This window comes from Acerihabitans sp., assembly GCF_036398755.1.
GTDB lineage: Bacteria > Pseudomonadota > Gammaproteobacteria > Enterobacterales > Enterobacteriaceae > Acerihabitans.
On the sequence record NZ_DASWOM010000049.1, the window covers coordinates 38,126 to 50,691 of the forward strand.

At 60.8% G+C, this 12,566-nt stretch carries 13 protein-coding genes; 6 read left to right on the top strand and 7 right to left on the bottom strand.

The features are described from left to right. Positions 1-104: 104 nt before the first annotated feature. The 6 genes from cysM to VGC33_RS08745 all read right to left on the bottom strand — a co-directional run bounded on the left by cysM (position 105) and on the right by VGC33_RS08745 (position 5,609). Complete coding sequence (gene cysM, locus VGC33_RS08720) at positions 105-992, bottom strand: cysteine synthase CysM (RefSeq protein ID WP_331120358.1); 888 nt, start codon at positions 990-992, stop codon at positions 105-107. 72 nt (positions 993-1,064) lie between these two features. Further along, positions 1,065-2,156 carry a sulfate/thiosulfate ABC transporter ATP-binding protein CysA gene (gene cysA, locus VGC33_RS08725; protein ID WP_331120359.1) on the bottom strand — a complete coding sequence of 364 codons (1,092 nt, stop codon included), beginning with the start codon at positions 2,154-2,156 and terminating at the stop codon, positions 1,065-1,067. Beyond that, positions 2,153-3,022, bottom strand: a complete 870-nt coding sequence (gene cysW, locus VGC33_RS08730) for a sulfate/thiosulfate ABC transporter permease CysW (RefSeq protein WP_331120360.1) — start codon at positions 3,020-3,022, stop codon at positions 2,153-2,155. Before cysW ends, cysA begins: the two co-directional genes overlap by 4 nt. Then, entirely contained in the window at positions 3,022-3,855 is an 834-nt protein-coding gene (gene cysT / locus VGC33_RS08735; RefSeq protein WP_331120361.1) for a sulfate/thiosulfate ABC transporter permease CysT, read from the bottom strand. Before cysT ends, cysW begins: the two co-directional genes overlap by 1 nt. After that, the gene (gene cysP, locus VGC33_RS08740; protein ID WP_331120362.1) at positions 3,855-4,877 is read right to left on the bottom strand and encodes a sulfate ABC transporter substrate-binding protein; all 1,023 of its coding nucleotides are present in this window, start codon (positions 4,875-4,877) and stop codon (positions 3,855-3,857) included. The genes cysT and cysP overlap by 1 nt, the downstream gene beginning before the upstream one ends. 147 nt (positions 4,878-5,024) lie before the next feature. Further along, positions 5,025-5,609, bottom strand: a complete 585-nt coding sequence (locus tag VGC33_RS08745) for an RpoE-regulated lipoprotein (RefSeq protein WP_331120363.1) — start codon at positions 5,607-5,609, stop codon at positions 5,025-5,027. 313 nt (positions 5,610-5,922) lie between these two features. Between VGC33_RS08745 and VGC33_RS08750 the strand changes: the two genes are divergently transcribed. Then, positions 5,923-6,315: a YgiW/YdeI family stress tolerance OB fold protein gene (locus tag VGC33_RS08750; RefSeq protein ID WP_331120364.1), complete on the top strand. Its 393-nt coding sequence runs from the start codon at positions 5,923-5,925 to the stop codon at positions 6,313-6,315. Positions 6,316-6,361: 46 nt separating this feature from the next. Here VGC33_RS08750 and VGC33_RS08755 read toward each other — a convergent pair whose 3' ends face one another. After that, positions 6,362-6,787 carry a GNAT family acetyltransferase gene (locus tag VGC33_RS08755; RefSeq protein WP_331120365.1) on the bottom strand — a complete coding sequence of 142 codons (426 nt, stop codon included), beginning with the start codon at positions 6,785-6,787 and terminating at the stop codon, positions 6,362-6,364. A 245-nt stretch (positions 6,788-7,032) separates the two neighbouring features. Between VGC33_RS08755 and amiA the strand changes: the two genes are divergently transcribed. The 5 genes from amiA to tkt all read left to right on the top strand — a co-directional run. Beyond that, the gene (amiA, locus tag VGC33_RS08760) at positions 7,033-7,908 is read left to right on the top strand and encodes an N-acetylmuramoyl-L-alanine amidase AmiA (protein WP_331120366.1); all 876 of its coding nucleotides are present in this window, start codon (positions 7,033-7,035) and stop codon (positions 7,906-7,908) included. Between the two features lie 107 nt (positions 7,909-8,015). Continuing rightward, on the top strand, positions 8,016-8,936 hold the full coding sequence (gene hemF, locus VGC33_RS08765) for an oxygen-dependent coproporphyrinogen oxidase (RefSeq protein ID WP_331120367.1): 921 nt from the start codon (positions 8,016-8,018) through the stop codon (positions 8,934-8,936). Further along, positions 8,936-9,415: a YaiI/YqxD family protein gene (locus VGC33_RS08770; RefSeq protein WP_331120368.1), complete on the top strand. Its 480-nt coding sequence runs from the start codon at positions 8,936-8,938 to the stop codon at positions 9,413-9,415. Before hemF ends, VGC33_RS08770 begins: the two co-directional genes overlap by 1 nt. Positions 9,416-9,619: 204 nt before the next feature. After that, positions 9,620-10,570 carry a transaldolase gene (gene tal / locus VGC33_RS08775; RefSeq protein ID WP_331120369.1) on the top strand — a complete coding sequence of 317 codons (951 nt, stop codon included), beginning with the start codon at positions 9,620-9,622 and terminating at the stop codon, positions 10,568-10,570. 15 nt (positions 10,571-10,585) lie between these two features. Next, positions 10,586-12,566, top strand: a 1,981-nt coding sequence (gene tkt, locus VGC33_RS08780; RefSeq protein ID WP_331120370.1) for a transketolase, incomplete at its 3' end; no start/stop codon positions are given.

The window sequence follows — 12,566 nt, forward strand, 5'->3', positions numbered from 1 at the left end:
CTCCATAACAACGGCGTCTCGTCTCATCGGGCCTAAGCATGGCATAAATCCGCGCCCGGCAGGCGAATTATCCCCTTATGAAGACCGTTAATCCGGAAAGTCGTTCAGGCCTGGTCGAATACGCCGGTGGAAAGATAGCGATCGCCGCGATCGCAGATAATCGCCACAATCAGGCGGCCCGGCGCCTCACGTGCGATACGCAGCGCGCCGGCCACCGCGCCGCCGGAGCTGACGCCGCAGAAAATCCCCTCCTCGCGCGCCAGTCGGCGCATGGTGGTCTCGGCTTCCTGCTGGCTGATATCCATAATAGCGTCAACCGCTTCGGGGCGGTAGATACCCGGCAGATAGGCCTGCGGCCAGCGGCGGATGCCGGGAATGGCGCTGCCTTCGGCGGGCTGGAGTCCAATCACCCGCACGCCGTCGTTGCGGCTTTTCAGGAACTGGCCGACGCCGGTGATCGTGCCGGTGGTGCCCATGGAAGAGACAAAGTGGGTAATGCCGCCGGCGGTTTGCCGCCAGATTTCCGGACCGGTGGTGGTAAAGTGGGCATATGAATTATCGGGATTATTAAACTGATCCAGCACTTTGCCTTCACCGGCCCGCCCCATCTCCTGCGCCAGGTCGCGCGCGCCTTCCATGCCCGCCTCCCGGCTGACCAGCACCAGCTCGGCGCCATAGGCGCGCATCGCCGCCTGCCGCTCCATGCTCATGTTCTCCGGCATCAACAGCCGCAGCCGATAGCCCTTTATGGCGGCTATCATGGCCAGCGCAATGCCGGTATTGCCGCTGGTGGCTTCGATAAGCCGATCGCCGGGCGCGATTTCGCCGCGCAGCTCCGCTTGCCCGATCATCGCAAGCGCGGCGCGATCCTTGACCGAACCGGCCGGGTTGTTGCCTTCGAGCTTAACCCGGATCTCGCAGCCGGTGTCCGCGCCCATACGGTTTAAGGTTACCAGGGGGGTATTGCCGATGCATTGCTCAAGGGTGGTCACGTTTTTATTCCATAATAAAACAGGCGGCCACCGGGCCGCCTGTTGCGAGAAGTGGGGATGGTAAAGAACTTATCAAGCGCTTTCGGCGAAAGCAACCGGTTGCAGCGCCTTATCGCCCACATACAGGCGGGCGTTTTGCGCGCCGAGGTAATAACGCTCGCCGCGCTGGGGCGGCGTGACGCCCGGGCCGGACAGCACCACGCTAAGCGGCTCCGGGTGCCAGCCGACGGGTTGTACCAGCAATTGCCAATAATGACCGCGCGGGCTGATATCAATCACCTGCACCGGCAGCGGGCAACGGTCGCTGGCCTGCCCGCCGATGTCCATTTCCCAGGGGCGCAGGAACAAGTCCACGTGGCCCTGGTGGATGGGCGCATAATACAGCGGCCAATGGTACTGGCCGATATACAGTTGCGACCCGCGGATTTCGCCGTCCAGCCGGTTTACCTCGCCCATGAACTCCAGCACGAAGCGGGTTGCCGGCTCGCGCCAGACTTCCTGGGGCGTACCGACCTGCTCGATATTGCCCTGGCTCATCACCACCACCCGATCGGCCACTTCCATCGCTTCTTCCTGGTCGTGGGTGACAAACACGCTGGTGAATTTCAGCTCTTCGTGCAGCTGGCGCAGCCAGCGGCGCAGCTCCTTGCGCACCTGGGCATCCAGCGCGCCGAACGGCTCGTCGAGCAGCAGGATTTCAGGTTCCACCGCCAGCGCGCGCGCCAGCGCCACCCGCTGTTTTTGTCCGCCGGACAGCTGGGAAGGGAAACGGTTGGCCAGGTGGCCGAGCTGCACCATCTCAAGCAACTGCGCCACCTTCTGTTTTATGGCGCCGCCGCCGGGACGCGCGCGCCGCGGCAATACCGTCAGGCCGAAGGCGATATTATCGGCAACCGTCATATGGCGGAACAGCGCATAATGCTGGAACACAAAGCCGACGTGGCGATCGCGGGCATGGCGATGGCTGACATCCTGCCCGCCAAAACGCAGGTGGCCGCTGTTATGATGTTCAAGACCGGCGATGATGCGCAGCAGGGTGGTTTTGCCGGAGCCGGACGGCCCCAATAGCGCCACCATCTCGCCGGTGGGGATATCGAGTGAAATATTGTTCAGCACCTTGGTGCTGTCGAAATATTTGCTGATATTGTCGATTTCGATGCTCATAACGGCTCCCCTTGCCGAAGATGCGCCTGCTGGCGCGCCAGGCGCCACTGCAAACCGCTCTTCAGGAATAATGTGACGATAGCCATCAGCGTCAGCAGCGCGGCGGCGGTAAAGGCCCCCACGGTGTTGTAATCCTGATGTAATAATTCAACTTGCAACGGCAAGGTGTAGGTCTCGCCGCGAATCGAGCCGGAGACCACCGACACCGCGCCGAATTCGCCGATGGTGCGCGCGTTGGTCAGTATGACGCCGTATAATAGCGCCCAGCGGATATTGGGCAGCGTCACCCGGCGGAACATTTGCCAGCCGGAGGCGCCGAGCAAAATCGCCGCCTCATCCTCTTCGCTGCCCTGGCTGAGCATCACCGGCACCAGTTCGCGCACCACGAACGGACAGGTAACGAATACCGTCACCAGCACCATGCCCGGCCAGGCGAACATCAACTGGATGTTGTGCGCGTCCATCCAGCCGGCCAGCGGACCGTTCGAGCCGTAGAACAGCAGGTATAACAGGCCGGCCACCACCGGCGAGACGGCAAACGGCACATCCATCAGCGTCAGCAGCAACTGCCGGCCGCGGAAGTTGAAACGCGTCACCAGCCAGGCCATCAGGGTGCCGAACACCACGTTGACCGGCACGGCGATCAACGCCACCAGCACCGTCAGCCAGATGGCGTGCAGCATGTCCGAATCATTCAGGTTGCGCCATACCGGCGCCAACCCGTCCGCCAGGGCGGTGACGAAGATATAGCCCATGGGGATCACCAGGAACAACAGTGAAATCACCATGCCGGTGCCTACCAGTAGCCATTTGACCCAGTCGATGCGCACACGCTCGGCGCCGTTGAAAGTGGAAATATCCGCCATCAATGCCCTCCCAGGCGCCTGCCGAAGCGCGATTGCAAGACGTTAATGGCGAACAGCAACAGCAGCGACGCCGCCAGGATCACCGAGGCGATGGCGCTGGCGGCCGGATAATCGAACTCCTGCAGCCGGATAAAAATCATCAGCGAGGTGACCTCGGTTTTCCAGGCGATATTGCCGGCGATAAAAATCACCGCGCCAAACTCGCCCAGGCTGCGGGTAAACGACAGCGCGGTGCCGGCCAGCAGCGCCGGCGCCACCTCCGGCAACACCACGCGGCGAAACGATTGCCAGCGGCTGGCGCCCAGGGTCTGCGCCGCTTCCTCGTATTCCGGCCCCAGTTCCTCCAGCACCGGCTGCACCGTGCGCACCACGAACGGTATACTGGTAAAGGCCATGGCCACGGTTATGCCCAGCCAGGTGTAGGATACCTTGATGCCGAACTGCGCCAGCCAGGCGCCATAGAAGCCGGTGGTGGAAAACAGCGTCGCCAGGGTCAGGCCCGCCACCGCCGTGGGCAGGGCGAAAGGCAAATCCATCAGGCCGTCGAGCAGCCGGCGGCCGGGAAAGTCATAACGCGTCAGGATCCAGGCCATCAGCATGCCGAACGCGGCGTTGAACAACGAGGCCACGCCCGCCGACAGCAACGTGACCTTATAAGCCGCCAGCAGTTGCGGACTGGAGATCACCTCCCAATACTGCAGCCAGCTCATCTGCGCCAGCTGCATCACCAGCGCGCTTAACGGCAGTAACAAAATCAGGCAGACAAACAGCAAACTGCTGCCCAGGCTCAAGCCGAAGCCGGGCAGCACGCGTTTGCTTTGCAGGGCAAACATCAATGATGTCCCGCCGCGATGAGTTTATCGAGCTCGCCGCCGTTGCCGAAATGGGTGGTCATCACCTGCGGCCAGCCGCCGAACTGGTCTTCCACCCGGAACAGCTTGATGGCCGGGAATTTATCCTTTGCCGCGGTCATGATGGCGTCATTATTGACCCGGTAGTAAAAGTTGGCGATGGTCTGCTGCGCCGCCGGGCTGTAAAGGTAATTCAGATAAGCTTTCGCCGCCTCCAGGGTGCCGTTTTTCTCGACGTTTTTATCTACCCAGGCTACCGGGAACTCCGCCAGGATATTCACCGCCGGCACGATCACGTCATATTTGTCGGCGCCATACTGGTTACGAATATTATTGACCTCCGACTCAAAGGAAATCAGCACGTCACCCTGGCCCCGCTCGGCAAAGGTGGTGGTGGCGCCGCGTCCGCCGGTATCGAATACCTCGACGTTGCCGATGAACTTCTGCATCCAGGCGCGGGTTTTGGCTTCGTCCCCGCCGTCCGCCAGGCTGGCGGCGCCCCAGGCGCCCAGATAGGTATAGCGCCCGTTGCCGGAGGTCTTCGGGTTGGGAAACACCAGCTTCACGTCGTCGCGCACCAGATCGTTCCAGTCATGGATATTTTTGGGGTTGCCCTTGCGCACCAGGAACGCCATGGTTGAATAGAACGGAGAGCTGTTGTTGGGCAGCCGGCTTTGCCAGTCCGCCGGGATAAGATCGCCGCGGTCGTGCAGGATTTGCACGTCGGTGACCTGGTTATAGGTCACCACGTCCGCTTTCAGGCCCTGCAATATCGCCAGCGCCTGTTTGGAGGAGCCGGCGTGGGATTGTTTGATGGTCAGCTTGTCGCCGGGATGCTGCGTTTCCCACTGCTGTTCAAACCCTGGGTTCAGGGCCGCGAACAGCTCGCGCGACACGTCATAGGAGCTGTTGAGCAGTTCGGTCGCGTGCGCCGGCCCGCAGGCCAGCAATACCGCGGCGATGCAACTCTTGACTGCACGGCTTGAAACCAGCGTTCGATTCATGGAATACCTATGTGTTGGTGATAAAACCCGCCTTATGGTGATACAGTTTATTTATAACAGGCCTATAACCTGTAACGGTTTTTTATACCTTTTTCTGCTTTGAGAGCAGGAAAAGCTATAAGCACGCGCATGGTGCATAAAAGCGTATTATCCGGCGTTCCCGGCGTGCCAGACAATCTTGCTGACCTGCCAGCTTTTCAGCGTATCGTCGGAAGGCATCAGCTCGTCGGGACCATGCCAGGTACCGGAAAACACATAACTGACATGGCTGCTCTGCGGCGCGGCGCACACCACCTGGTCCTCGCCGGCGCCCCGCGCGCAGGCGCCGAAGGCTTTGGGATACAGGCTGCTGAACGGCGTGCCGATTTTGACGCCCCAGGCGCTGGCGACGGCGCTGTCGGTCACTTCCACGCGTTCGACCTTGCCCGCCTGCGGGCCGTAAAACGTCATCATGACCCGGTCGTCTTTCAACGCCTGGTAAAACGCGACGATGCCGCCGTTGCGCGTCTCCATGCCGCCGCGCAGACGGTAACCGCCGCCCAGGGCACTATCCAGCGCTTCGTGATCAAGGGGCGTGGCGGCGGTCACCTTGCCGACGCCGCTATCGCCGACGGTGGTGCTCCCGCCGAACCAGTTGAACGGTGACAGGCTGGACCAGGAGACATTGGACAGGGTCGAACAGCCCGCCAAAAGAATGGGAAGCCCGATAATCAACGGGCGCAGCTGCTTCATGTATAACTCCTTAACAAAAAATTCCGCTAAGCGTTTGCGGTATTGGCTACCTCAAGCGTCTTAAAGTGCCATTAATCGGGTTTTGTGACAAACCCCCGTGGTTGATCCGGCGGCATGGCGCCCGGTCGTTATGGGCTGGCGCGCCAAACGGCGCGTTAATGTCTGATTTACCGGACCCGTTATGGCTTCAGGCTCGCAATTCACGCGCCCTGTGCCATGCTTTACTCTTGATGGTAAAAATACATTATCAGGATTTTACCCGGCCCGCGCCGCCGTTTCCGGCGCATGGGCCGATGTAAAAGGAGAACTCGGGATGAAAAAGATGACGATTGCCGCGCTTTTTGCTTTATGCAGCCTGCCGGCGCTGGCCGAAACCGGCGGTTTCCACGGCGACGAGCCGCCGCCGCCCCCGGACAAGCAGCAAAGCGGCTTTAAAGGCTCAAGCGATGCCAAACAGGTCACCATCAAGCAGGCCAAGGGGATGAAAGACAATACCTGGGTTACCCTGCAGGGCAATATCGAGAAGAAGCTGGGCGGGGATAACTATTTGTTCCGCGACCATACCGGCAGTATCGAGCTTGAAATCGACAAGGATAAATGGAATGGGCAGGATGTCTCTCCCAAGGATTTAGTGGTTATCAGCGGCAAGCTGGATAAAGACCATCACAGCATTAACGTGGATGTGGAACATCTCCTGAAACAATAAGCCGCCTGGGGCCGGTATATGCCCGCCGGCCCCTTCCCCGCCGCGCTCAGTACTCCTGATCCTCGATAAGCCGCTTGCCCAGGGTCACGCTTTCGACCAGTTCGTATTCCAGCTTCTCGTACATGCCGATCACCGCCTCGTTATCCTCGCGCACCATCAGGTGCACCTTCGGGCAGCCGCGCGCGATAAGCTTTTTCTCCAGGCGGCTTATCAGCGCGTTGGCAATGCCGCGGCCGCGAAAATCAGGATGCACGCCGAGATAATAGGCCGAGCCGCGATGGCCGTCGTAGCCGCCCATGATTGAGCCGACCACTTCTCCCGCCACTTCGGCCACCATAAACAGATCGGCGCCGCACTGCATCTTGCGCTCGATATCCATTTCAGGATCATTCCAGGGACGCAGCAAATCGCAGCGTTCCCAAAGCGTGATCACTTCCTCAAAATCATCTTGGCGAAATACACGGATTTCCATAGCTGACCGCCGTAATGTCATGCAAATAAAACTAATAGCCTGATTATCGCGTTATTTCCCCTGAAGGCAAATAACATCGTCGCCGGCGGGACCATTTATTGTTTATTAACCTGATAACCGGTCTTTTCAGCGTCATGGCGGGTAATAGATGGACATAGTTCCGCCATCGATCGCCGGCGGTTCTTATGTTATACCCTAACATTTGGCGCCAGCCTCTTCGCATTTGGTCTGTTTTTGTTATGGTCATGAAAAAAGTCATACCCCCCGCACCCCTGAATATCCTGCAAACCCGTCGTCAGATGTTGCTGTCGTGCCTGGCGCTGGCCTCGCTGACCAGCCGGCCGGGTTTTGCCGCAGGCAGGCTGCTGCCGGCAAGCCAAGGCGCGCCCCGACCCGCCGGCGCGCCGCACTGCGTTATGATCGATCCCGGCCATGGCGGCATCGATCCCGGCGCCATCGGCCATCAGGGCGCCAAGGAGAAACACGTGGTATTGGCGATAGCCAATAGGGTGCGCGATAACCTGGCGCGGCACGGCCACATCCAGACCCGGCTGACCCGCGAGCAGGACGAATTCATCCCCCTGTTCCGGCGCGTCGAGCTTGCCCACGAGCACCGGGCGGATCTGTTCGTCTCCATTCACGCCGACGGTTTTACCAGCCCTGAGGCCGCGGGCGCATCGGTATTCGCCCTGTCCAATCGCGGCGCCAGCAGCGCCATGGCCGGTTATCTGTCGCAAAAGGAAAACGCCGCCGACGACGTGGCCGGCGGTCAGTACCGACAGCAGGATAACTATCTGCAACAGGTATTGTTTGATCTGGTGCAGACCGATACCATTAAAAACAGCCTGACGCTGGGCCGCCACCTGCTCAACCATATCCGGCCGGTGCATCAGTTGCACAGCCAGCATACCGAGCAGGCGGCGTTCGCGGTGCTGAAATCCGCCTCAATCCCGTCGGTGCTGGTGGAAACCTCCTTTATCACCAACCACCGGGAGGAGCAGTTGCTGGAAACGTCGGCGTTCCAGGACCGTATCGCGCTGGCCATCAGCGGCGGCATCCTGGACTTCTTCGCCTATTTCGACGCCCATGAGCGTCATGCGGCCGGCACCCCGCGCCGTTAAGGATAGCCGCGGCGGTTGGTACCGGGAGCCGACGCGGTTATACTGCTCGGGCCTCCATATCTCCGCGCGGGCACGACGCCCGCGCGCAACCAACCAGGGCTTGCGACATGATTTCACCTGATATCGGACACATCAAGGGCTTCCTGCTGGATCTGCAGGACAGAATCTGCGATGCCCTGGCCGGCGAAGACGGCGGTGCCTTCAGGGAAGACCTGTGGACGCGCGAAGAGGGCGGCGGCGGACGCACCCGCGTACTGCGCCAGGGCCGGGTATTTGAACAGGCCGGGGTCAATTTTTCCCATGTCGCGGGCGCCCGCCTGCCGGCCTCCGCCAGTGCGCACCGGCCCGAGCTGGCCGGACGGACATTCCAGGCGCTGGGCGTGTCGCTGGTGGTACATCCACTCAATCCGTATGTCCCCACCAGCCATGCCAACGTGCGTTTTTTCCTCGCCGAGAAACCCGGCGCCGATCCGGTGTGGTGGTTTGGCGGCGGTTTCGATCTGACGCCGTTTTATGGTTTTCAGGAAGACGCGGTGCACTGGCACCAGACCGCCCATGACCTCTGCCGTCCGTTTGGCGACCATGTTTATTCCCGCTACAAAGCCTGGTGCGACGACTACTTCTTCCTGAAACACCGTAACGAGGCGCGCGGCATCGGCGGACTGTTTTTCGATGACCTCAACACGCCTGATTTTGAGCGGGCCTATGCCTTTACCCGCGCGGTGGGCGAGGGCTATCTGGATGCCTACCTGCCGATTGTCCGGCGGCGCAAGGCCGTGGCGTGGGGCGACCGGGAGCGCCAGTTCCAGCTCTATCGGCGCGGGCGCTATGTCGAATTCAACCTGGTCTGGGATCGCGGCACGCAGTTTGGGCTGCATTCGGGCGGGCGCACGGAATCCATCCTGATGTCGCTGCCCCCCGAGGTCAGGTGGGAATATGATTATCAACCAAGGCCGGATAGCCCGGAGGCGGCGCTGTATCGCGACTTCCTGCCGGTGCGCGACTGGCTGTCCCGAGGAGAACGCTGATGGCGATATGGGTCGACGCAGATGCCTGCCCCAAGGTCATCAAGGAGATTTTATTCCGCGCCGCGCAGCGTTTGTCGGTAATGGTGACGCTTGTGGCCAACCAGACTCTGGCGGTGCCGCCCTCGCCCTTTATCCGTACCCTGCGCGTTGCCGCCGGCTTTGACGTGGCGGACAATGAAATTGTCCGGCGCGTCGGCCCCGGGGATCTGGTGATCACCGCCGATATCCCGCTGGCGGCGGAAGTGCTGGAAAAAGGCGCGGTCGCGCTCAACCCGCGCGGCGAGCTGTACCGGCCCGAGACCATTCGCGAGCGGCTGACCATGCGCGATTTTATGGATACCCTGCGTTCCAGCGGCATCCAGACCGGCGGACCGCCGCCCCTCAGCCAGCGCGAACGGCAGGAATTCGCCCGCGAGCTGGACAAGTGGCTGGCAGGCAACAGGCTGGTTGGCGCGCCGTCCGCGCCCGGCGCGCGATAGCGCCGGCATCGATTGCCGGCGGCGGCCTGCCCGGCGCGCCCTGGTCCGCCCCTGGACTCAATGCCGATGCGGGTTGGGCATCGTTTTTGTCCATCATAATAATCAGAAAAAGCGCATTTCATTCTGCGTCTTGTTGAGGCAGTGTTATCCTTAGGTTAACTGTTACTTAGATCAGATGTATTATTTTCTTCATGGAGTTGAGAAATGAATCAGTTAGAAGCGCTAAAGCAATTCACTACCGTCGTGGCAGACAGCGGCGATATCGAATCGATTCGCCACTATACCCCGCAGGATGCCACCACCAACCCGTCGCTGATCCTCAAGGCCGCCAGCCTGACCGCCTACCAGCCGTTGTTTGAAGACGCGCTGGCGTATGCCCGCAAGCAGGGCGGCACCCGGGAAACGCAGATCATCAACGCCAGCGATAAGCTGGCAGTGAATATCGGCGTCGAAATCCTGAAAAGCGTGCCGGGACGCGTGTCCACCGAAGTGGACGCCCGTCTGTCGTTCGATCGCGGTATGTGTGTTGCCAAGGCGCGCAAACTGGTCGGCCTTTATCAGGGCCAGGGTATCGATAAATCCCGGATCCTGATCAAACTCGCCTCCACCTGGGAAGGGATCAAGGCGGCGGAAGAGCTGGAACGCGAAGGCATCAACTGCAACCTGACGCTGCTGTTCTCCTTCGCCCAGGCCCGCGCCTGCGCTGAAGCCGGGGTTTACCTGATTTCCCCCTTCGTCGGACGCATTTATGACTGGTATAACCAGCGTAAACCGATGAATCCGTACGACGTGGAACAGGATCCGGGCGTGAAATCGGTGCGCGCCATCTATGATTATTATAAAGAACATCGCTACCAGACGGTGATCATGGGCGCCAGCTTCCGCAAGACCGAACAGATCCTGGCGCTGGCCGGCTGCGATCGCCTGACCATTTCACCGGCGCTGCTGGAAGAACTGCATAATAGCGAGGAGCCGCTGGAACGTAAGCTCTCCCCTTCCACCGAAGGTTTTCACCAGCCCGCCCCGTTGTCCGAACCCGAATTCCGTTGGGAACACAACCAGGATCCGATGGCCGTTGATAAACTGGCCGAAGGCATTCGTCAGTTTGCGGTGGACCAGCAAAGCCTGGAAGACCTCCTGTCGGCCAAACTGTAATCTGTGGAGCATTCAATGACCTCTCGTAAAGTGCTTGCCAATGCCATCCGCGCCCTGAGCATGGATGCGGTACAAAAAGCCAATTCCGGCCACCCCGGCGCCCCGATGGGCATGGCGGATATCGCGGAAGTATTGTGGCGTGATTATTTGAACCATAATCCGGCCAACCCGAAATGGATGGACCGCGATCGTTTTATCCTGTCCAACGGCCACGGTTCCATGCTGCTCTACAGCCTGCTGCACCTGACCGGCTATAACCTGCCGATGGAGGAGTTGAAAAACTTCCGCCAGCTGCATTCCAAGACGCCGGGACATCCGGAGTACGGTTATACCGACGGCGTGGAGACCACCACCGGCCCGCTGGGCCAGGGCCTCGCCAACGCGGTGGGCATGGCGATCGCCGAACGCACCCTGGCGGCGCAGTTCAACCGTCCGGGCCATGACATCGTCGATCATCATACCTATGTCTTTTTAGGCGACGGCTGCATGATGGAAGGCATCTCCCATGAGGTGTCGTCGCTTGCCGGCACCATGAAGCTGGGTAAGCTGGTGGCGTTCTACGACGACAACGGCATTTCCATCGACGGTCATGTGGAAGGCTGGTTTAACGACGATACCGCCAAACGTTTCGAGGCTTACGGCTGGCACGTGGTGCGCGGCGTTGACGGCCACGACAGCGACGCGGTGAAAGCGGCGATCGAAAAAGCGCGCGCGGTGACCGATAAGCCGTCGCTGCTGATGTGCAAGACGGTTATCGCCTTTGGCTCGCCGAATAAGGCCGGTACCCACGGCGCGCACGGCGCGCCGCTGGGCGCTGACGAAATAGCCGCCACCCGCAAGGCCATCGGCTGGAACGAGCCGCCGTTTGTCATCCCGCAGGACGTGTATGACGGCTGGGATGCCAAAAAAGCCGGCGCGGCCAAAGAGTCGGCCTGGAATGACAAATTCGCCGCCTACGAAACCGCCTTTCCGGAACTGGCTGCGGAGTTCACACGCCGTACCCAGGGCCAGCTGCCCGCCGACTGGCAGGCGCAGAGCAAGGCGTATATCGAGAAACTGCAGGCCAATCCGGCCAGTATCGCCAGCCGCAAAGCGTCGCAAAACGCCCTGGAAGCATTTGGCCCGCTGCTGCCGGAGCTGCTGGGCGGCTCCGCCGACCTGGCGCCGAGCAACCTGACCCTCTGGTCGAAATCGGTGTCCATCGCCGACGACGCCGCGGGCAACTATATTCACTACGGCGTGCGCGAGTTCGGCATGACCGCGATCGGCAACGGTATCGCCCATCACGGCGGTTTTGTGCCCTATACCGCCACTTTCCTGATGTTTGTGGAATACGCGCGTAACGCGGTGCGTATGGCGGCGCTGATGAAGGCGCGGCAGATCATGGTCTATACCCATGACTCCATCGGCCTGGGCGAGGACGGCCCGACGCATCAGCCGGTGGAACAGCTGGCCAGCCTGCGCCTGACGCCGAACATGAGCAACTGGCGTCCTTGTGATCAGGTGGAAACCGCCGTGGCCTGGCAGCAGGCGCTTGAACGCCATGACGGCCCCACCGCGCTTATCCTGTCGCGGCAGAATCTGGCGCAGCAGGATCGCAGCGCGCGGCAGCTGGCCGATATTGCCCGCGGCGGTTATATCCTGAAAGAGAGCGACGGCACGCCTGAGCTGATAATTATCTCTACCGGCTCGGAGGTGGCGCTGGCGGTGGCCGCGTGGGAAAAACTGAGCGGCGAGGGCCGTAAGGTGCGGGTGGTGTCGCTGCCGTCAACCGACGTGTTCGATAAGCAGGATGAGGCGTATCGTGAAGCGGTGCTGCCGCGCGGGGTACCGGCGCGCCTGGCCATCGAGGCCGGCATCGCCGATTACTGGTATAAATATGTCGGCCTGAACGGCGCGATTGTCGGCATGACCACCTTTGGTGAATCGGCCCCGGCCGAGGAACTGTTTAAAGTGTTTGGTTTTACCGTTGAGAATGTGCTGGAAAAAGCGCGCG